This is a genomic window from Saccharophagus degradans 2-40 (genome assembly GCF_000013665.1).
GTDB classification, from domain to species: domain Bacteria; phylum Pseudomonadota; class Gammaproteobacteria; order Pseudomonadales; family Cellvibrionaceae; genus Saccharophagus; species Saccharophagus degradans.
In genome coordinates this window covers 984,142-1,006,625 of record NC_007912.1, presented here as the reverse complement: position 1 = coordinate 1,006,625, position 22,484 = coordinate 984,142, and the positions used below count along the sequence as shown (strand labels likewise).

Sequence of the window (22,484 nt, the reverse complement as noted above, 5' to 3'; positions counted from 1 at the left end):
ACGCAGGTATGACCTGTTTTTGACTATTCGGTGAAAGAAATAAGTAAGAATGGCAATACGTAAGAAAGTTATTAATACGCGTAGGTGGGTTAATTGAGTAAGTGACGTTCATAAAAGTGACACGCCCCGTACATGCATAGGCACAGGGCATAACTATGGGGCATAGCTACGGGGCATACCAATGGTATGGTACGCCACACCTCACATTGTATTCGCAGTACTAGCGCATTAACCTAACACCGTAGACACCACCCGCTACGCTGCCCTCTTCGGCTTGGAATTTTACGCGATACTTGCCAGCTTTCGCTTGAGCAAGCACACGCTTAGGCACCATGTAGTCGACACTATAAAAAGCGTCGCCCTTATCGCCATTAAGTGTTACGTCAGCTACTTTTATATCATCTAGCCAAATACTAAAGCTACGCCCTGCATCTAAACCATAGTAGGTAATACGCAATATTTTACCCTCTTTATTTGGGTCGTTAAGCTGAAAACTAAACCAACGGTGTGCATGACGCCAGTGTTTGCCACTGTGTACGCCAGCCTCGGTTGCCTCACCTTTAAAAAAGTGATCCGATTCCGGCTGTTGCTCACCAGGTGCAACTTTATCAATGGTTTGTTGCGCTAACGCCAGTTTTTCTGCTTCTACCTGCGCCTGCAATTGCTGGCGTTTTTGCAAATCATCTGGCGAGCTGTATGGCCAATAAAGCATATAGCGGCTATCGTGCAACCTAAAGAACGGAATAAGTTCTACCTGGCTAAGCGCAGCCGGTTGAATAAGGCCTTGCGTTTTAAATACTAGCTGCTCGCTATTTATTCGCTTTATTTTATTTATAAAATCCCTGCTGTCGCTCACAAAAATTGGGGCGGCGTCTAATGAACACATTTGCGCTTGGGCTATATGCCCCATGCGGCTTTCGTCGGCAAAAACATTCAATTGTTCATTTTTAAAAGGCTGAGTTTTGGCCGCCAATACAATGGGGCCGTAAAGTACGGCATAGTAATCTGATTGATCGGGTAGCGCCTCCAACGCAATATTCATAGGCAAACTTAACTCTACGTTATCGCCATTGTGCCAGCGGCGATTAATTTCAATATATTCGCCAGCTTTTGCTTTTACATTTATTGGCTTGCCGTTTACTTTAACAACCACTTTACCGGCTTGCGCCCAGCGCGGGTAACGAATATGCATCGTAAACTTTGCGTGTTTTTTGGAGGATTTTACTTTGCTGTCTAGCGCCACGGTTAGCGTGGTGCGATTGCTATCTGGGAAGGTGTTCTCTTGTGTTAAGTGCACACCCTTTTCTTGCCACACCAATGTGGAAGCAATGAATAGATTTACGTAAAGGTTATTGTTTTGCTTGGCATAAATAAACTCACCGTACTTAACATGATTTTCTATACCTGAGCCAACACAACACCACATTGCAGTGTCCACCTGGGAATACATACGATAGTGCTGCGGGCGCATTGGCGTAAAGTACACCAAGCCACCCGTTTCAGGGTGCTGCGACGATAATATATGGTTGTACAGCGCCCGCTCAAAGTAATCTACATAATCTACGCTGGGGTTAACGCTAAACAACATGCGCGATAGTTTCAGCATATTATAAGTGTTGCAGGTTTCTGGCCCCTCAACATCGTTTATCATTGGGGCGAAGTCTTCGCTATCGTGAAAATGCTCGCGCACACTGTTGCCGCCAATAGCGACAGTGCGGTTGTTTACGACGTGATGCCAGAAATAATCTGCAGCTTTATGCCATTCTTCATCGCCCGTTAGCTCTGCCACCCGCTGATAGCCAACCACCTTGGGAATTTGTGTGTTTGCGTGCAATCCATTAAGTGCATCGCGCTTTTGTAGAAGTGGGTTAAGAATTTTTTTATGGGAAAATTGTTTGGCCAAACTAAGGTAGCGTTTATCGCCGGTAATAGCGGCCATATCGGCAAACACTTCGTTCATACCACCGTACTCAGTGGTTAACATTTTTTCTATCTGCTCATCGTTTAAATCGGCAGTAAGCGCTATAGTCCATTCGCCCAAGCCAATGAGCATCGCTTTGGCTTGCTCGCTGCCGGTATAGATATAAGCATCTCTTAAGCCCGCGTATATTTTATGCAGGTTATACCAAGGCACCCAGTAATCGTTAAGTGCAAAAAGATCTGCGCGAATGTCGCCCTTTGCAATATTATCCCAAAGCGCTTTGCCGTTGCGCACGCCACCAATATAACCATTGCTATTTTTATTTTGCGCGCGTTCAAGCTCGTTGAGCATATAGTTTAAGCGGTCCAGTAAACGCTTATCGCCAGTGGCGGCATAGGCCAAACTTAACGCGGTTAAATAATGGCCCCCAATATGACCGTCTAGGCCTTGCGATTCCCAGTTACCGTAATTTTCTGCCTTTACTGGCAAACCAGCTTCTTTTAAAAATGGCGCCAATAATTTATCTGGCTGTAGGGCCAAAACATATTCTACATTTTTGTCTTGCGCATGCTTAAAAGGGCTATCTAATAATCGTACATCCGCAAGGGGGAATAGCTCTACCGGCTTAGAAGCTACAGCAGCATTACACCAACTAAATGCCTGTAATGTAATTACAAAAACAAAAGTACGTAAAAAGGGTTGTTTAATCATGATGCGCTCGACAGAATTATTGTTGTAGCGAGTGGCCAGCGACAGCTATGCTGTTATGTAGCTATGTAGTTATGTAGTTATGCTGCTATGTAGCGATAAGAGTGGTGATAAAAAGAGGTGTAATATACCAATACCACTGCGCGGCTAGAATTAGCGGCGCAGAGTGAAGCAACTACTCTTCAAACGCAGGGCTGCCAAAAATAGGCATGCCTGTTTCATCCCAGCGCAATTTTTTAACGTAAGTATGACGATTTGGGTCCCACAGCGGGTCGCCTTCAATTTCGGTATAATTGCGAGCATGATACACCAACATATCGTTACCCTCTTCATCCACAGTAAAACTATTGTGGCCTGGGCCAAATACTTTTTCAGAGGGTTCAGAAACTAATACAGGCTCTACCGACTTGGTCCAACTTGCTGGGTCTAGTAAGTCTGCGCTTTGTTCTGCCCACAAAATACCCATTGCGTAGCGCTCATCGGTAGCAGAGCCAGAATAAGAAATAAAAATACGTGAGCCGTGCTTAACAATGGATGGGCCTTCGTTAACCCAAAAACCCTGAATCTCCCAGTCGTATTCGGGTTTAGATAAACGCACGGGCTTGGTGGCAAGCTTGGTGGGCGTTTCCATTTTTGCGATCATCAAATTAGAGTTGCCGCGAACATCTAATTCTTTTTGCGCCCAAACATAGTAGAGCTCATTGCTGTGAGTAAAGGTGGTGGCATCTAAACAGAATGCATCTATGCCGCTATCTATTTTACCTTCAAATATCCATTCACCTGTTAGCGGGTTGGCATCGCTACAGCTAATGGCATACATGCGGTGTTGAAATAAATCGAACTTAATTTCACGTGATGGAGCCGCAGCAAAATATACATACCAAGCCCCCATATTAAAGTGTATTTCTGGCGCCCAAATAAGCTCACTATAATCACCTTCGCTTGGCTTGCGCCACACCATAACGGTTTCTGCGGTGGCTAACGCTTGTATAGTTTTTGCGCGACGCAGTTCTATGCCATCATAGGCGGGCACCGAAGCCGTAAAATAATAGTAGCCGTCGGTGTGTTTATAAATATAAGGGTCTGCACGTTGCTCTATAAGAGGCGATAATTTTTTCACGGGTAATTCCTGCTTAATACTAACTTAAAGATGTAGCGTTAAATACTGGGTAGCGTTTTATGCTCTACCATTGTTTTATAGTACTTGTCGGTTACTTTGTACTTAAACATTGCCAGCCCCATTAGCACATGGAATAGCGCGGGTATAAGGGTAAGCATTAACGCGATGCCATTAAGGGTGAAATCGGTTTGTACTGTATTGGCGGTGTAATTGAAGTAGCTAAGCAAGTGACCAACAGCAAAGCCCGCTAAACCCATACCGGCTTTTTGGCAAAATGAAATACCGCCAAACGCCAAACCAGATACACGCTGTTTATTTTTTATGTGGCCATAATCTACTGCTTCGGCAATGGCAGACCAAAAGATAGGAGCATGTAGATCGACAACGAAGCACAACAACATATATAGCGCGAATGCCAAAAATATATCGCCCTGCCCAACCAAGAAGTATAGCGCTGCGCTGAGCAAACCAACGGCTAGTTGCGACCAGCGGAAAAGGTCGACTTTACAATATTTTTTTGTAATCCACGTAGAGGCAACCATAGAGCCAATTGATGCAGCAATACCCGCAGCGGTAAAGCTGCCCGCCGCCTCTGCACTCATGCCCAAATAATATTTTGCGTAGTACAGGGCAACAGCGCCGCGAATAGCGTAACCCAGGGTGCCCAAAACGCAGCATGCACAAAGCACTAACCATTGATCGTTTTTAAGTAGCAACGCTAACTGGACGAAAAAAGATTGCTTTTCTACTACGTGCTCGATGCGCTCTTGAGTAGTTTTGTAGCAAAAATACAATAGCAGCGCACCAATGGTAGACATGATGATCATGGCCACTTGATACCCCTTGGCAACATGCTCGGCACCAAACAAACCTGCAATAACCGGCACCGACCACACAATAAGCACATTCGCTATTTTTGCGAAGAACATGCGGTATCCATTGGCAGACAATCGCTCTTGCGGGTCGGCGGTAAGCACACCAATATAGGAGATATAAGGAATAGCAACGCCGGTAAACAACATGGTGGCAAATAAGTAGGTTGCGTAAGCCCACACAAGCTTCATGTTGTATTCGAGATCGGGCGTAGTAAATAAAAGAATTACCGCCAGGCCATAGGGCACAGATAAGTATAGAAAATAAGGTCTAAAGCGGCCTCCTTTAAATTTAAAGCGATCGGTAATAATACCCATAAGCGGGTCGGTGAAGGCATCGACGAACCTCGCCACCAAGAACAGTGTGCCCATGTCTTTTGGGTCTAAACCAAAAATATCGGTATAGAAGTAAGACATAAAGAAAAACATGGCAGCAATCATTACATTAACGGCCATATCGCCGGCACCAAACCCGACTTTTTCTAAAACGGAAAGCTTTGCACTGTTCATTATTATTTACACCTAGTTATGTGCTTGTTTTTTTAAAACCAAGTTAATTAGCTTGCTCATACCTCAACGGCACCCAAAAGTAAGGTGCTGCAAACAAAATATTAACCTGCAACTTTTTCAATAAGACGGTACAGCTTAACCTGATCTTTAGCGAAATTGCGAATCCCCTCGGCTAACTTTTCGGTTGCCATTGGGTCTTCGTTCATTGCCCAACGGAAGCTACCTTCAGTAAGAGGCGCAGGCTTTTCTTCACTTACACCTTTATCTACAAGCAGTGCTACCAAAGGAGCAGTTTGGTTTTGCAACTCGTCTAACAAGGCGGGGCTAATGGTGAGTCGATCACAGCCTGCTAGCGACTGAAGCTCACCCACATTGCGGAAGCTTGCGCCCATTACAACGGTTTGAAAGCCACAGGCTTTATAAAAGTTATAGATTTTAGTGACTGAAACAACGCCGGGGTCGTTTAAGCCTGTAAAATCGGCATTGGGTTGGTCTTTTTTGTACCAATCTAAAATACGGCCCACAAATGGCGAAATTAAAAACACACCCGCCTCGGCACACGCTTGCGCTTGAGCAAAACCGAATAATAGCGTTAGGTTACATTGAATGCCCATTTTCTCTAGCTGTTTCGCAGCTTGAATGCCCTCCCAAGTGGAGGCAATTTTAATTAAGATACGCGACTTATCTACACCCGCTTGCTCGTACATTGCAACCAGCTCTAATGCTTTGGCGATAGTCGCTTCGGTGTTGAACGATAAGTGCGCATCCACTTCAGTAGATACTCTACCAGGTATATGCTTAAGGATTTCGCAACCCAGCATAACCGCAAGTTTATCGGCTGTTGCCGTTACCAGAGGTTTATCTTTTGCAAATTCTTTAGCCCACGCTACAGCTTGTGCAACTAAATGATTGTACTCAGGCTGTTCGATTGCTTTTAGTACAAGCGATGGGTTGGTGGTTGCATCCTCTGGCTGGTAGCGTGCCACTGCATTGATATCACCACTGTCGACTACAACAGTGGTTAGCGCTTTTAGTTGATCTAATTGATTACTGCTCATTATCTTGTATGTTTCTCTAGTATATTTTTTGCCGATAAAGAAATCGCGCAGCTATTTATTACGTGAGTTATTACCTTATGCATGTTGCTTTGCCTATATGTTTGGGCCTATATGTTTGGGCCTATATATTAGGACTTTAATAGTTAGGCCCTAATAGTTGGGCCTTAGGCAAAGGGCACGCCGAATAGCTACACGTTAATTGCTGGGCAAGTACGCAATTAGATACCGTGACTTAAATGATAGTACACAGCGTTAAAACGCAATTCTTTTTTGAATTCGTTAACGTTGGTATCGGCACCGATTACAACCATTTCTACACCGGCCATTTCGGCAAAATCATTTAGCTGATCTAGGTTAATACCTTGTGTGTAAACGCTGTGATGTGCGCCACCAGCGTGAATCCACGCGGCTGCAGCAACCTCTAGGCTTGGACGCGGCTCCCACAGTGCTTTTGCAACAGGCAGGTTTGGCAAATCCTGCGGTGGTTTTACGGTATCTACTTCGTTGGCAATAATACGGAACCGTGTGCCCATATCGATGGTAGAAATATTGATAGCAGGGCCAGGGGTGCCGGTAAAGATTAAGCGGGCGATATCTTTCTTAATACCAATGGTGTGACGCTCTACCACAACCTTGGGCTTCTCGTTGGAAATACTTGGGCACACTTCCAACATATGCGCACCCAATACTTGATCTGGGTCGCCGAAATTGTAGGTGTAATCTTCCATAAAAGATGTGCCTGCAGCCTTACCCAAGCTCATCACTTTTACAATGCGACACATTGCAGCGGTTTTCCAGTCGCCTTCACCACCGTAGCCATAGCCTTTGCTCATTAATCGCTGGGTAGCCAAACCTGGCAAACCCGATAAGCCGGTCAAGTTTTCAAAACAGTTGGTAAAGGCTTTAAAGTTGCCTTCTTCTAGAAACGCTTCCATACCCAGCTCTAAACGCGCTTCGTTTTGCAGCATTTCTAAACTGTGTACGTCGGTAAATACATCTGCATCTATTTCGTAATCTTGCTTGTATAGTTCTAACTGCGCAGTAATTTGCTCTGCAGTAATTTTCTCACACGCTTTTGCTAAATCGCCCAAACCGAAAGCATGCACTTCGTAGCCAAACTGAATTTGAGCAGATACCTTGTCGCCTTCAGTTACAGCAACTTGACGCATGTTATCGCCAAAGCGAGCCACTTTAAGGGTTTGCGATTCCGCCCAGCCCATTGCCGCACGCACCCAATCGTCTACTTGTATTTGCACGCTTTCTTTTTGCCAGTGGCCAACAACTACTTTGCGCTCTTGACGCAAACGAGTGCCAATGTAACCAAATTCGCGGTCGCCGTGGGCGCTTTGATTAAGGTTCATATAGTTCATGTTTATGTCGCCCCAGGGCAATGCTGCGCCAAACTGGGTATGTAAATGCATATAAGGCTTGTTGAGTGCACTTAAACCAGCTATCCACATTTTTGCTGGCGAAAATGTATGCATCCACAAAATGAGGCCCACACAATTTTCATCGCTGTTAGCCGCTTGGCATACATCCAAAATTTCTTTTGGCGTTGTAACTACACCGCGCGATTCGATGTTGGCAGAAACATGCTCGGAGGCAGTTAAACCTGCCGCAATGGCTTGGCTATTTTCTGCTACTTGTGCCAATACACCTGGGCCGTAGAGATGCTGCGAACCTGTTACAAACCAAATTTTTTTCTCGCCGTAAATTTTCATACTGTATCTCGCTTTGACTATTCTTTTTAAACAATACGTTTTGTTAAACGCAGGTAATGTTGTATGGGCTACGCGCCTTAATCTTTTTGCTAAACGTTAAGACTGCCCGTAATAAGCGTTCTTGCCGTGCTTGCGCTGGTAATGTTTTTCTAAAATGCCCTGCTTAAGGGAAGCTTGTTGGGTATTTAAGGTTTTAGTCAGGTAAGCCATACGCGCAATTTCTTCGAGCACCACAGCGTGATAAACCGATTTAGCCGCATCTTTGCCCCAAGTAAATGGCGCATGCCCGGCAACAATTACCATAGGCACTTCATCGGGGTTTTTACCTGCAAATGCATCGGTAATTTGCACGCCGGTTTCTTCTTCGTAGTCGCGCTCTATTTGTTCATCGCTCATTACCGCAGTACAAGGTATTTCGCCGTAGGCAAAATCGGCGTGAGTAGTACCGAAGCAGGGAATACTTACCTGGGCCTGCGCCCACGCGGTGGCGTAAGTGGAGTGTGTATGAGTAACACCGCCAATGGTTTCGAAATGACGATACAAATGAGTATGGGTTTTAGTATCAGAAGAAGGTCGCATTTGCCCTTCTACAATATTGTTTTCCATATCCACTATAACCATGTGCTCTGGTAATAATTCTTCGTAGGGTACGCCGCTTGGTTTTATAGCCATAACGCCCTTAGCCCGATCTATTTGCGAAACGTTACCCCATGTATAAATAATTAAATTGCGACGCTGCAATTCCATGTTGGCTTCGTAAGCTTCGCGCTTTAACTCTAAGTAGCTCACTTTGCTTCTCCGTTTACGAATGCCCCTAGGGCTAAATAGTTTTGATAAAGTGCGTTGTACGTTGCGGCTGTATCACTATTAGGCGTATAGGTTTTGCATACAGACGACGCCATTACTTCTTGCGCCGCCGCCACATTGGGGTAAACACCCGCAGCAGTGGCAGCAAAAATAGCAGCACCTAGCGCACAACTTTGATCGCTTTCTAATACATCGATGGGGCAGCCCCATACATCGGCGCAAATTTGCATTACCAAATCAGACTTTTTAGAAATACCGCCAATAGCGACAACAGAATCAACCCGCACACCTTCTGCGCGAAAGCGTTCGATAATTGCGCGCGCACCGAATGCGGTAGCTTCTACCAAGCCGCGAAATACCTGCGGCGCTTGACTGCCCATTTTTAAACCGGCAATGGCCATAGCCACGGTTTGGTCGGCATCGGGAGTGCGACGACCGTTAACCCAATCCAGCGCAGTAATACTCGCTTGGCCCGGCGCCAACTTGGCCGCTTCGTCGCTTAGGGCTATTAAGGTTTTATCTTCAATTTCTTTAATTAGCGCTTGGCGAGTAGTGTCGTCTAACACGGTTTGGCTAAGCGCAATGTTTTGCAGCGGCCAGTTAATTAAATTGCGGAACCATGCGTACAAATCACCAAAGGCAGACTGACCCGCCTCTAGGCCCACCATGCCAGGCAATACAGAACCATCTACTTGACCGCAAATGCCACGCGCACAGGTATCGGCCATTTCTTGGTAGGTAGCTACAGTAATGTCGCAGGTAGACGTACCCATAATTTTGGTTAGCACGCCTGGTTTAACCCGTGCAGCCACAGCGCCCATATGGCAATCAAATGCACCAAAGCCCACGGCAATTCCAGCTGGTAGCCCCAGCTTGGTAGCCCACTCTGCAGTTAATGCGCCTACGCTTTGATCGGAGGTATAAGTTTGAGCAGGCAATGTATCGCGCAAGCCATCTAATACCGGGTCGAGCGCTTTGAAAAAACCATTGGGCGGAAAACCACCCCAGCTTTCGTGCCACATCATTTTGTGACCGGCGGCGCAGCGGCCTATTCGCAACTTGCTTGGATGCGTCGTGCCCGTTAACACAGCCGGCATCCAGTCGCAGTGCTCTACCCAGCTGTAGGCGGCATCCCGCACCGCAGGGTCGGCGCGCAGCACGTGTAATGCTTTGGCCCAAAACCATTCGGAAGAGTAAATACCACCTTCGTATTTAAGGTAGTTTTCGCTAGCCGCTTGTGCTGCGGCAGTAATTTGCTGCGCTTCTTTTACTGCGGTGTGATCTTTCCACAATACGAACATCGCGTTGGGGTTGCTGGCAAATTCTGGCTTTAATGCCAGCGCTTGGCCTTCGCTGTCGATTGCTATAGGCGTAGAACCGGTTGTATCAAATGCGATTCCAACCACATGTTGAGCAGCGCCAGCGGGAGCCGCCTGCCACAAATCAGCCAGTACAGTTTCTAATGACTCTAAATAATCTAACGGGTGCTGGCGAAATTGATCGGCGCTGGGATTGCAGTACAACCCTTTCGCCCAACGCGGGTACAACACTGTAGCTGTTGCCACTTCGCTGCCAGTAGCGGTATCTACCAGAAGAGCTCTAACAGAGTCTGAGCCGTAATCGAGGCCCAAAGCATAAGAAACCATAGAATCACCTTGCATCACCGAACGGGTCGGTATGTTTTATATTTGTATTACAATATTATCATACCTTGTAAATAGAGTGTCAATAAGGGAGAGGGCTACACACAGAAAGAAAAAAGACACGCGCCAACCGGCTGAGCTAACAGCCTGTTTTAAAAGCGCTTTTTAGAAACAACATCCAAAGAAAAAACCGCGCAACGCGGCTAAAAGAAAGGCAAAACGACGATGAAAAAATTGAAATGGGCAGCCATTAGCACCAGCAACACTGTAAGCCAATGGCTATTAGCTAGGCCCTACACCCATCCCCCATCAACAATAAAATGCTGCGATGTACACATTTTGCTGTCGTCTGAGGCGAGAAATAGCGCCATTGCGGCGATATCTTCGGGCATTACCATCGATTTTAAACACTGCGCTTCGCGAATAGTGCGCCGCGCGGCATCGTCTACACAGGTTTGTAATTGACGTTTGGTCATTACCCAGCCAGGCACAAGAGTGTTCACACGAATGTTATCCGGCCCCATATCTCGAGCCAAACCGCGAGTTAGGCCTTCTATAGCAGCTTTAGCACTGGTATAGGCAGGCATACCGCCTTGGGTGGCGTACCAGCTCATCGAGCCCAAATTTATAATGGAGCCACCACCTAGCTTTTGCATATCGGCGTATACCGCTTGCGAAGCAAAGAAGTGATGACGCAAGTTTACCGCCATGCGCTCATCCCAATAGTCGACGGTTACATCGCGAAAGTCGTGGCGTTCATCGTTGGCGGCATTATTGACAAGTACGTTAATTGGGCCTAAGTCTTGCTGAATTTGCGCAATTGTGCGCTGAAGTGCGGGGATATCGACCATATCGCACTTATAGTAATGAGGAAGATCGACTCCGTTAAGTGCACCGATATGACCAACCAACCACTCAGCGGCGTCGTCTAGAATATCCATAAACGCGACAGTCGCGCCCTGCCGGCAAAACGCATCGACCAAGTTAGCACCAATGCCAGAGGCACCGCCGCTAATCAAAACCACTTTGCCCTTTAGGCTGGGGTATTGATTGGTTAAATTCACACTGTATTCCTCATGCACCTAGTACAGGAACGCGCTTATACACTAGCGCTTTTTATTATCGGTGTGACCATAAGCCACACAACGGTACGTCGAGCAGCCAGAATATATCAAACCGGCAAAATTCGCACGCATAGGCGCAATAAGGAGGAGCTTACAGAAAGTATTCGTTCTCTATTTGGAAGGCGGTGAGCACATCGATTGCATCCATACCCGCAGCAATTGCCGCCTGAATGCCGAGCTTGGCATCTTCGAATACCACACATTGCTGGGCTGGTTGCCCCATAAGTTGCGCACAGCGCAAAAAGGTATCGGGGGCGGGCTTAGGTTTAGTCACCTGATCGGCACCTACTATATAATCGAGCAGCTTACGCAGACCGCACAGCTCGAGTATAACTTCGGCTTCATCGGTATAAGCGCCGGTGCCCACACTCATAGGCAGCACGCCGTGATAACGCTTGGCCAGCTCTGCCAATTGAGTTGGCTTTACGTATTTGTGAATATTGTCGCGCACCACTTGCTCTTTAAAGTGGTTCATTTCTTCGAGGGGGGAGTCCACTTTACAATCGAATCGCTCTATTAACATGGCGATAGTTTGTTTAGTGGGCACACCCGCTAGGGAGCGCATTAAAGGCCGATCGATAGGAATAGCGAAGCGATTTAACGTTTCCGTCCAAGCCACTTCGTGCAGCTGGCCGCTATCTACCAAGGTGCCATCCATATCAAAAATAATGGCTGAATATTGATCTAATACCATGTGCGCTTACCCTCAAAAAACTGCGAGTTGTAATGAGCGCAAAGGCTAACGAGTTTTTGCGCCCGGCGCCACCAATATTCGCTGCAATGCTATAAAGCAAAACAAAAGCACACCTATTACTATTTTCGTCCACCAGCTACTTAACGTACCATCGAACGAAATGTAAGTTTGCACAACGCCCATAATAAGTACACCAAATAAGGTGCCCACCACATAGCCGTAACCACCGGTAAGTAGCGTACCGCCAATAACCACTGCGGCTATAGCATCTAGCTCTACCCCTACTGCGGCCAACGAATAGCCCGAAAAGGTATAAAAAGAAAAAACAATACCCGCCAACGCAGCCAAACAAGAATTAAATGCGTAAACACTAATGGTAGTACGAGCGATAGGTACACCCATTAAACCCGCCGACTGCGCATCGCCACCCAACGCGTAAACACGGCCACCAAAGCGGGTGTAATTGGCAATTATTATTGCCGCCACTAGCACAACAATACTGATAATGGTGGACGCATCTAACCAAGCGTTGCCGGGCAGTTCAAAGCCAAACATGCTTACGTCGTCGTAAAACTCGTGGGTGATTGGCACAGATTCTTCACTAATAATAGTGCTTAAACCGCGCGCAAAAAACATACCTGCCAAGGTAACAATAAATGGCTGCAATTTATAAAAATGAATAATTGCCCCCATTGCTGCGCCAAATACGGTACCACCCACTAATACAACTGCAAAGGCGGCCAGCGGGTGCCACTGATAATTTTCGAGCAAGACACTAACCACTACACCCGTTAACGCAATAACAGAGCCGACAGAAAGATCGATACCGCCAGACAAAATTACAAACGTCATACCTACTGCGGCAATAATTAAAAAGGCGTTATCGGTAAATAAATTAACAAACACGCGCAATGTAAAGAAGTTATCGAACTGCACAGAACCGGCTAAAAATAATGCCAAAAATAAACTGCATGTTACGTAAAGGGGTAAAAACTTTCTGTTTATCATCACTTACCCCCTGGCAGCACTAGAACGAGAAAGAGAAAGAGAAAAGCGCGATAGCTGACGGTGCAACTGTGGGGACTGCAACAATAGAATGGCAATAATCACCGCGGCTTTAATCATTAAATTAAACTTTGGCGGCACGCCACTTAAAATAATGGTAATAGTTAACGTTTGAATAATGAGCGCACCAATAATAGAAAGCGCAATAGAAAAACGGCCGCCCATCAATGAAGCCCCGCCAATAACCACGGCCAATATTGCATCTAACTCTAACCATAAACCGGCATTGTTGGCGTCGCTGCCACCTATATCGGCTGCGGCAATCATGCCTGCCAAGGCCGCACACAAACCAGACACCGCATACACCATTAACTTAATCATTTTGTCGTTAATACCAATGTAATAACTTGCCCCGCTATTTGCGCCCACCGATTCAACAAATAACCCCAACGCCGTGCGACGCATGAGCAATTGAAACAATAAAAACGCTACAACAACCAACACAACAGGAAACGGTAACCCTAAGAAGTAACCCACGCCTAAATAGGCAAAACCTTCGTGGCTAAACGTAACAATTTGACCAGCATTAATTAACTGCGCAATACCGCGCCCAGCCACCATTAAAATAAGCGTGGCAACAATAGGCTGAATGCCGAAGTAGCCGACTAAAAAACCATTCACCAAACCAGCCAACACACCAGCAGTAAGACCTGCACCTACCACCAGTACCATGCTATCTACACCGGCAACAATTAAACTTGCGCTTACCGCACCGGCAATGGCCATGACCGAACCTACGGATAAATCTACACCGCCAGTAGCAATGACTAATGTCATGCCAATGGCGAGCAAAGCCACGGGCGCGGCGCGGTTAAGCACGTCAATTAAACTGCCGTAAATACGACCGTCTTTTATTTCTAACTGAAAAAATTCAGGCGCGATAATAAGGTTTACCGCCAGCAAAAAAATCAAACCCAATACCGGCCAAATAAAACGGCGCAAATGGGGTGAAATAGAAAGGGACTGCATGATTATTTACCTATTAGGGGTATGCAACTAAACAACATTAACTGCCAGCAATGGCTTGCATAATGTTTTGCTGATTAATTTGGCTGCCAGATATTTCTGCCACTTTTTTTCTGTCGCGCAGCACTAATACTTTATCGCTAAAGGCCACTAGCTCTTCCAGCTCGGAAGAAGCCACCACAAGGCCCAGGCCCTGCTCACACAACTGACGAATAAGCGCAATAATTTCTGCGTGTGCGCCTACATCAATACCGCGGGTTGGCTCATCCAATAACAAAAGTACTGGCTCTGACGCTAACCAGCGGGCGAGAATGACTTTTTGTTGATTGCCACCGCTTAGCTGCTCTATGGGTTTTTCGATATCGGATGTGGCAATTTTTAAAGCTTTAACGTAGTGCTCGGCCAACTCTTTTTGTTTTTTAAGGGGAATATATTTCCACCAGCCGCGCTTGTTTTGCAGCGCGATAATCATGTTTTCGCGGATGGACATTGGCCCAAATATACCGTCGTGTTTGCGATCTTCGGGGCACAACCCCATACCCGCCAATACGGCTTCGCGCGTGTGTTTAAATTTAACCGGTTTGCCGTTTAAAAGAATGTCGCCTTCATTTAGCGCATCTACACCAAACACCAACTTGCATAACTCTGTGCGCCCACTGCCCAGTAACCCAGCTAAACCCAGCACTTGGCCCGCCTTAACCGACACACTTAGTGGCTCCACCGAGCCTTTGGCTGCGGCTTGTTGTAACGCAAGTAGCGCCTCACCCTGCTCGTTTTCGTCTTGCTGCACAGGCGTGGTTTTACTGGAATGTGCAATTTCTTTACCAAGCATATTGCTCACAAGATCGTGCTGCGATAAATCTTTGGCCAGCCATTCGCCCACCAATGTGCCGTTGCGCAATATTGTTATGCGGTCGCACACGGCGTACACCTGATCGAGAAAATGGGTAACAAAAACAATACCAATACCCTTGGCAGCAATTTCGCGCATCACTTTAAATAAAGCCTGCACTTCACCAGCATCTAAACTTGCGGTTGGCTCATCTAAAATAAGTACACCGGAGGACATATCCACACCGCGCGCAATAGCAATAAGTTGTTGTACGGCAACCGAATAATGTGAAAGGGGCTTGGTAACATCTATATTTAAGTTGTAACCTTTTAATAGCTCTGCTGCATCTCGATTAATTTTTTTCCAATTAATCAAACCAAATTTGCGCGGCTCTCGGCCTAAGTAAACGTTGTGTGCAACGCTTAAGTTAGGCAGTAAGTTCACCTCTTGGTATACCGTACTAATACCCAAGGCTTGCGCATCGCCCGTACAGGTGGGGTGAATATTTTCACCTTTAAATGCAATACTGCCGCTATCTTTTTGATATACACCAGTCATTACTTTAATAAGGGTAGATTTACCCGCACCATTTTCGCCAAGCAAGGCGTGTATCTCGCCCGCGCGCAAAGTAAAATCTACCCCTTGCAAAGCAATCACACCGGGGAATACCTTACCCACACCACGAAGGGCAAGTAGCGGATTTTGGTCTGTCATAAGAGTCTTCTTGGTTAAGAAATAGTAAACAGCTGATAATTAATCTCTAATTTTGAATCATTAACTGCTAGCAATTAGCAATTAGTGATTACTGATTAACAAACCGAGCTTTGTATTCTTGTTGATAGTTTTCTGTGGTGAACACTTTGCCATCCATCACTATCCATTTATCGAATTTCTTTTTGGTTTTTAAGTACTCTTCTATAACGTCGAATGCTGGGCCGCCCATATGGGGGCTCATTTCTACGGTTGCGCTTACTTCGCCAGCCGCAAGCGCTTTGAAAATATCGTCAACCGCATCCACAGATACCACATGAATATCTTTACCCGGCTTTAAACCCGCTTCTTTAATGGCCTGAATGGCACCTAGCGCCATTTCATCGTTGTGCGACCACAGTGCGCATATAGACTCACCGCCACCTTCGGCTTTTAGAATACTTTCCATTACCTCTTTACCCTTAGCGCGAGTAAATTCAGCAGTTTGACTGCGCACTATTTTTGCCTCGGGGTAATTGGCAATAACACTGTTAAAGCCTTCCATGCGACCAATGGCTGCACTAGACCCAACGGTACCTTGTAGTTCGACGATATTGCATTTGCCCGCTGTTGCATTCATAAGCCAGTTCGCGGCCTTTTTACCTTCTTCGGTAAAATCTGGCGCAATACGGGTGACATAAAGCGAATCATTTTTTAAATCGACATTGCGATCCACAATTACAATAGGAATACGCGCGCGTTTAGCTTCCATAAATACAGGCTTCCAACCTGTTTCTACTACGGGCGCAACTACAATGGCATCTACGCCTTGGGCTATAAAACTGCGAATTGCTTTAATTTGGTTTTCTTGTTTTTGTTGGGCGTCGGAGAACTTGAGGTCTATGCCGCGCCGTTCGGCTTCGGCTTTCACAGACTCAGAAAATGTTGTGCGCCAGCCACTTTCGGAGCCTACCTGAGAAAAACCCACGGTTAGCGCTTGTGCCGCGCCAGTAACACTGAGTAGTGCGCAAAGGGCTAGGCCTTTTGTAGAATTATTCATATTCGCCTCATTATTTATTTGTTATTCACTCGCCCACGCACTTAGCAACCTAAAGGCAGCAAGTGGCATTCACGCGATTATCTGAACGAGATACAAATATAATATAATATTTTAAATGAAGCAATTATCGTATTTTATACAAACACCATCGCAATCTAGAGCTTTTAGCTAAGGTGCTGATTTACATGCATAATTAGGGAGAAAAACGCGAGAAGTTTGGAAGTTGGGATTATCTAGATCGATTTATTCTTGTAACAATAAGCCTTATTGTTGACCTGACCACGCGACTTACGCATACTTTAACCCATACAAAGCAGACGTTTATTTAAACAATCTGCTCCTCATTTCAGCCTGTATCGGCTTGTTTTGAGTATCGTCGCTCGCTGTTTAGCCTGCTCAACGATAAAGGCAAACCCGCGGTAACGTGGGGACGCAAAGCCAGTGCCCAACTACTTGTAATTTAAGATTGGGTCGAACGGTTACCGAATGGGAAAAGCGACGCTGCTCCGTCTACTCTTCCCCACCATTAACATCAATCACCTTTGGTGATTAGCTAATACATGCTCGCAGGCCTAACAAATTGACGACGATTAAAATTAATGTGGCAGCATTAAAAGAAGACCTGGCTTGGCTGTGGGAAAAAATAGACGATTGGTTGCCACAATCGCAGCAAGGCAGAGCAATGTTATTGTTATGCAGTGTGTTCGGCTTTATTGCCAGCATAATGCTCATAAGCAAATTAATTAATCACGTGGAACACACCAAAGTACATTTTGACCCCACACGTGATTACGCTCAAATACCTTTCGACGAATTAGATGCGACGATGATATGCGAGCAAGAAACAAATTACCGCTACGGTAACAGCGTGCTGCGCACCCATGTAGATTCGCACTCTACGCGCTTGGATAAAACGCAGGGGTTGTATAAAATTTTTATGTTTGCCGATATAGGCAGCAAAAAACATTTTGAGGAAATAACCGTGCACTGTTTTGTCGATCCATCAGAATTTATGATTGATCACTACCGTGCAATAGTTAAAAAGCAAGATACCTTGCTAGACAAAGCAATAAGCTTTTTAAATTTTTAAGCTGTAAAAGTAGCTTATCCAGTTTTTTATTTCTCGTGAACTCAGTGGTCCTTACGAGCCGAAAGAATTGCTAAATTATTTATGCTTTAAATGGTTTAGCAATTCCTAGGCTCGCTTTTTACCGCCCTGCCTCTTTCTTTCGCACTGCTCATTTCTTTCGCTACGCCTGCTTCGCTGCATGCTGTGGCGAAAACGCTCGTATCATACCGTTAATCTCAGGAATACAAGAGCCGCAGTTAGAGCCGCACTTTAATTTTTCGCCTAGGGCTTCGGCGCTGCAACAACCGCCTTCAATCGCTGTTTGAATTGCTTTGGCACCAATTTGAAAACACGAGCACACTATCGGGCCTTCATCTTCTACGCCCTCACCAGCCACACCCGCCAGTACCGCAAAGCGCTGATTTAAATCGCACTGCTCGCCCAATTGCTGCTCTAGCCAGCGGTTTTCTATAGGTTGCTCATTGCCACGCGCAATATTCAACACAACCGCCAAGCGCCCCTCAATAAAACCTACTTTGCGATAAAACGCTTGGCTAGAATCGGTAAGCTCTACCCAATCACTCACCAACGGAAATTGCTCCGTTAACCACTCACTCCAATTACTAGGGGTAACCGTGTCGGCTATTCGATACTTGTATCCCTTGTCGACTGGAATTTTCACCCAATAATCAGCGTTTGGCGTAACCGGTAACTCACTCGCTATAAATCCACTCCACTGCGCGTTATAGGGGTTAATTTCTACGGGGCTATGTTTAAATTCCGGCTGCCCACACAGAGGGTCGGTAATTGCGTTTACCAACGCATCGGCTCGACTGCTGGATGCAAAATTATCGTTCCAATGCATTGGCACAAAAACTTCACTCACGCGCTGACTGTCGCTTACATTTACGCGGCCTAAATAACGCGCGCCGCGATTTTCTAACACAGCAATATCTTTATGCGCTAAACCAAAACGCTTGGCGTCTGCCGGGTGAATATCGATAAATGGCTCATCGATATGGCCCAATAATTTTGCGGCGCTGCCGGTGCGGGTCATGGTGTGCCACTGGTCGCGAATACGGCCAGTGTTCATAATAACTTGGTTATCTTTCGGCGGCATTTGTGGGAAGCGCGCACTAATAGGTACAAATTTAGCGCGGCCACTGGCAGTAAAAAAATTAGCGTCTTCAAACAAGCGCGCGGTGCCATTTGGCTTATGGCTATTTACGGGCCATTGAATGGGCTGCAGGTTTTCATACGCCTGCTTACTAATGTGCTGCATACCAGAAATATCAAAACCACGCACAGGGCGCGTATTAGTGCCAACATCTACACCGTTATCTACCCCAGAAAGCGCAGCGTGCTCGCGAAATATTTCTACAGGGTGCGTGTAATTAAACGCCTGCTCAAAACCGATTTTTTGTGCGAACTCGCTGATTATTTGCCAATCGTGCTTTGCTTGGCCAGGTGCGGGCAAAAACCCTTTTTGTAAAGAAATTCTGCGCTCAGAGTTAGTAACCGTACCGTTTTTCTCGCTCCATGTGGTTGCGGGAAACACCACATCGGCCAGCTTGCCTGTATCGGTATTGGCTATACAATCGCTCACCAATACCAGCTCGCATTTCTCTAAAGCCTCGCGAATAAAGTTTGCATCCGGCATGGTTACAACGGGGTTAGTCGCCATAATCCAAATGGCTTTTATTTTGCCATCGTGTACGGCTTGAAACATATCTACCGCTTTTAAACCTTCACCCTGCGCCATATTGGGTGCCCGCCAAAAGCTGGCCACACGATCTATATCGGGTTGGTTATCAAAACTCATATGTGCAGCAAGCTGATTAGCTAAGCCGCCCACTTCGCGGCCACCCATCGCATTGGGCTGCCCAGTAATAGAAAACGGTGCTGCGCCTAGCTTGCCTATTTTACCCGTGGCTAAATGGCAGTTAATTATCGTGTTGCCTTTATCTACCCCAGAAGAAGATTGATTAACGCCCTGCGAAAATACCGTAACCGCTTTAGTTGTTTTGGCAAATAAATCATACACTGCAGTCAAATCATTTTTTGCTACATCGCACATTACTGCGGCTTGCTCTACGCTGGCAACCTGCGCTTTGGCAACGCTTAAGGCTTCGTCAAAACCTTCGCTATGGTTGGCAATAAATTCGCTGTCTAGCGCGTTATTATCAGCCAAGTAACCAAGCAACCCATTAAACAAAAAGGCATCCGAGCCGGGGCGTATAGCGAGATGGTAATCGGCAATATCACAGGTGGCCGTGCGACGCGGATCAATAACCACAACTTTCATGTTTGGCCGCGCTGCTTTGGCCTTCACTATGCGCTGATAAATAATTGGGTGGGCGTAAGCGGTATTAGAGCCTACAAGTAAAACTAAATCGGTGTTTTCTAAGTCTTCATAATTGCCCGGCACCACGTCGCCACCAAATGCGCGCTTATGGGCAACAACCGCCGAAGCCATACACAGGCGCGAGTTAGTATCGATATTCGCAGTGCCAACAAACCCTTTCATTAGCTTATTGGCAACGTAGTAATCTTCGGTAAGTAATTGGCCGGATAAATAAAACGCTACAGATTCTGGGCCGTATTGTTCAACGATCGCTTTAAATTTATCGGCACTGTAATTTAGGGCTGTTTCCCAATCTGTTGCTTCGCCATGCAACATGGGTTGCAGTAAACGATTGGGGTTACTTTGTGTTTCGTGTAACGAAGACCCCTTCACACATAGGCGGCCCAAATTGGCTGGGTGCAGCTCATCGCCTTTAACAGCGGTAACGCGATTATCTTCTACGGTGGCTTCTACCCCACAACCAACGCCGCAGTAGCAGCAAGTGGTTTTTACGGTTTTGCTTGCAATATCGGCACGGTTATCGGAAGCGATTACGTTTGCAAGTTGAGACTTTTGAACGGTCATTACGGCGGTTTAACTCAATAGGTTTAACGTAATTTGTGCGAGAAACACCTAAGCGGCGATGTCGTTATTTGCGTTTTTGCTAACGGTAACTGAAGCAGTATTTAAAGAGTCTGCTTGAGAAAAATCAGCTTGGTTAGCGCATTGATTTAGGTTTTGTGCAGCCTGCAATTGCTCGGCATAAAACGCTTTGCCCATTACGAGTAAAGCGGCAACACTGCTTACATCTACGGCTTGCTGCATAAGCTCAAAATAATCGGCACCACTGCGCGTATCTCCGAACAACACCACCCCCACTATGCGATTATTGCGCAATACAATTTTGCGATAGATTTTATTTTTTACATCCACCATTTTTATTTCTCGACAATCGTCACCAGTTAGGTGCTCGCCGGCAGAAAAAAGCTGTACGCCCGATACTTTTAATTTTGTAGCGACTACTGGGTTTACAAACGCCACATTGCGTTTAAAACATAATTTTTCAGCCAAACTAATACACTGATGCCAAATGGGCTCCACCAAACCAAAGGTTTCGCCTTTGTGTTCGCAGCACTCACCAAGGGCGCTAATGCAGTTATCGGAGCTAGTCATATAGTCATCAACAATAATGGCGCGACCGCACGCCAACCCGGCTTCTTGCCCCAATTCTTTGTTTGGGGTAATACCGGTTGAGATTACTGCTAAATCACATTCTATTGTTTCGCCATTGGTTAACGTTGCACTTTTAAGGGTTTCACTTGCAAAGCCCGACCCACCCAGCGCATCACTATTGAAAGCAGCCACCTCTGTACCTAGTGCAAACTGAATATTTTTGCTGGCCATAACCTGTTGCAAAAACTCACCCGCACCACTATCGAGTTGGCGATTAAGCAAACCTTTACTGCGATGAACCAAGGTAACCTGCACACCTTTTTGCGCTAAACCGTATGCGGCCTCTAAGCCCAATAGGCCCCCGCCCACAACCACGGCTTTGCGCCCTGCTTGCGCACAGCTAGCAATACTGTTTACGTCTTCAATGGTGCGAAAGCTGAAAATATTTTGAAGGTGCTGATTTGTTGCAGGAATAAGTGCAGGGCGTGAGCCGGTTGCAATTACGAGTTCGTCGTAAGCGATACAAGAGCCGTCTGCCAATGCCACGGTTTGAGCTTGGCGGTTAATTGCATTAGCGCGTACACCCGCAACAAAGCGAATATTGTTTTGCGCATACCAAGCAGCAGGCTTGTTAATAATCGTCGCCAATTCGGTTTCACCTGCGAGCACTGGCGATAACATAATGCGGTTGTAACTGCCCTCTGGCTCGTCACCTATTACCGTTATGTTGTAAGCGTTGGCATCGCGTTTTATCAGCTCGTCCAACAATCGGCCTGTGGCCATACCGTTACCAACGATTACTAAGTGGGCTTTTTGCTGATTGGCGTTATTCATTGTGGCTAACCGGACCTCTCTCTCGACTAACTTGGCGCATATACCGCTAAAGACGCACCAAAATAAAGCATAAATTCGAATGCCAAATCTGTGATTTTTTCGATTTCTCACCTAAAGCGGGTAAAGCGCGCCCAAACTGGGCGCAAAAATTACGTATAAAGCTGCTTTAACGGTCAAAGGGAGATGACGATCAAAGATTTACAGACTGACAAGAGGGTTAGAGCAAGAAGTGGGCCAAAGCGGGAGGAGACAGATAACAGATAGTTGCGCAGA

Annotated in this window: 16 protein-coding genes and 1 riboswitch; of the genes, 1 reads left to right on the top strand and 15 read right to left on the bottom strand. The window is 46.2% G+C overall.

The genetic code is table 11. From position 1 onward, the window contains the following. Window positions 1-220 precede the first annotated feature (220 nt). The 13 genes from SDE_RS04125 to SDE_RS04065 form a co-directional block, all read right to left on the bottom strand. The gene (locus tag SDE_RS04125; RefSeq protein WP_011467261.1) at window positions 221-2,632 is read right to left on the bottom strand and encodes a glycoside hydrolase family 127 protein; all 2,412 of its coding nucleotides are present in this window, start codon (window positions 2,630-2,632) and stop codon (window positions 221-223) included. 172 nt (window positions 2,633-2,804) lie between these two features. After that, window positions 2,805-3,749, bottom strand: coding sequence for a glycoside hydrolase family 43 protein (locus tag SDE_RS04120; protein ID WP_011467260.1), 945 nt, complete (start codon window positions 3,747-3,749; stop codon window positions 2,805-2,807). A gap of 38 nt (window positions 3,750-3,787) precedes the next feature. After that, the gene (locus SDE_RS04115) at window positions 3,788-5,131 is read right to left on the bottom strand and encodes an MFS transporter (RefSeq protein ID WP_011467259.1); all 1,344 of its coding nucleotides are present in this window, start codon (window positions 5,129-5,131) and stop codon (window positions 3,788-3,790) included. 101 nt (window positions 5,132-5,232) lie between these two features. After that, window positions 5,233-6,189 carry a transaldolase gene (tal, locus tag SDE_RS04110; RefSeq protein WP_011467258.1) on the bottom strand — a complete coding sequence of 319 codons (957 nt, stop codon included), beginning with the start codon at window positions 6,187-6,189 and terminating at the stop codon, window positions 5,233-5,235. Window positions 6,190-6,407: 218 nt separating this feature from the next. Next, window positions 6,408-7,910, bottom strand: coding sequence for an L-arabinose isomerase (gene araA, locus SDE_RS04105; RefSeq protein WP_011467257.1), 1,503 nt, complete (start codon window positions 7,908-7,910; stop codon window positions 6,408-6,410). A 96-nt stretch (window positions 7,911-8,006) separates the two neighbouring features. Then, complete coding sequence (locus SDE_RS04100; protein WP_011467256.1) at window positions 8,007-8,699, bottom strand: L-ribulose-5-phosphate 4-epimerase; 693 nt, start codon at window positions 8,697-8,699, stop codon at window positions 8,007-8,009. Continuing rightward, a complete protein-coding gene (locus SDE_RS04095) occupies window positions 8,696-10,363 on the bottom strand; it encodes a ribulokinase (protein ID WP_011467255.1) in 1,668 nt (555 codons plus the stop codon). Before SDE_RS04095 ends, SDE_RS04100 begins: the two co-directional genes overlap by 4 nt. Before the next feature lie 290 nt (window positions 10,364-10,653). After that, window positions 10,654-11,424, bottom strand: coding sequence for an SDR family NAD(P)-dependent oxidoreductase (locus SDE_RS04090; RefSeq protein ID WP_011467254.1), 771 nt, complete (start codon window positions 11,422-11,424; stop codon window positions 10,654-10,656). Between the two features lie 151 nt (window positions 11,425-11,575). Continuing rightward, window positions 11,576-12,178: a beta-phosphoglucomutase family hydrolase gene (locus tag SDE_RS04085; RefSeq protein ID WP_011467253.1), complete on the bottom strand. Its 603-nt coding sequence runs from the start codon at window positions 12,176-12,178 to the stop codon at window positions 11,576-11,578. Between the two features lie 45 nt (window positions 12,179-12,223). Beyond that, window positions 12,224-13,186, bottom strand: coding sequence for a galactofuranose ABC transporter, permease protein YjfF (yjfF, locus tag SDE_RS04080; protein WP_011467252.1), 963 nt, complete (start codon window positions 13,184-13,186; stop codon window positions 12,224-12,226). A gap of 3 nt (window positions 13,187-13,189) precedes the next feature. After that, entirely contained in the window at window positions 13,190-14,212 is a 1,023-nt protein-coding gene (locus SDE_RS04075; RefSeq protein ID WP_011467251.1) for an ABC transporter permease, read from the bottom strand. A 37-nt stretch (window positions 14,213-14,249) separates the two neighbouring features. Further along, on the bottom strand, window positions 14,250-15,755 hold the full coding sequence (locus tag SDE_RS04070) for a sugar ABC transporter ATP-binding protein (RefSeq protein ID WP_011467250.1): 1,506 nt from the start codon (window positions 15,753-15,755) through the stop codon (window positions 14,250-14,252). 88 nt (window positions 15,756-15,843) lie between these two features. Then, window positions 15,844-16,791, bottom strand: coding sequence for an ABC transporter substrate-binding protein (locus SDE_RS04065; RefSeq protein ID WP_011467249.1), 948 nt, complete (start codon window positions 16,789-16,791; stop codon window positions 15,844-15,846). Window positions 16,792-17,188: 397 nt separating this feature from the next. Further along, window positions 17,189-17,278: riboswitch (cyclic di-GMP riboswitch) on the top strand. Window positions 17,279-17,371: 93 nt separating this feature from the next. On the opposite strand from SDE_RS04065, the gene SDE_RS04060 reads away from it, so the two are divergent. Then, window positions 17,372-17,881, top strand: coding sequence for a hypothetical protein (locus SDE_RS04060; RefSeq protein WP_011467248.1), 510 nt, complete (start codon window positions 17,372-17,374; stop codon window positions 17,879-17,881). Window positions 17,882-18,041: 160 nt separating this feature from the next. Here SDE_RS04060 and SDE_RS04055 read toward each other — a convergent pair whose 3' ends face one another. Together SDE_RS04055 and SDE_RS04050 are read right to left on the bottom strand one after the other, a co-directional pair. Beyond that, on the bottom strand, window positions 18,042-20,789 hold the full coding sequence (locus tag SDE_RS04055) for a nitrate reductase (RefSeq protein WP_011467247.1): 2,748 nt from the start codon (window positions 20,787-20,789) through the stop codon (window positions 18,042-18,044). A 48-nt stretch (window positions 20,790-20,837) separates the two neighbouring features. Next, window positions 20,838-22,211: an NAD(P)/FAD-dependent oxidoreductase gene (locus SDE_RS04050; RefSeq protein WP_011467246.1), complete on the bottom strand. Its 1,374-nt coding sequence runs from the start codon at window positions 22,209-22,211 to the stop codon at window positions 20,838-20,840. Window positions 22,212-22,484 lie beyond the last annotated feature (273 nt).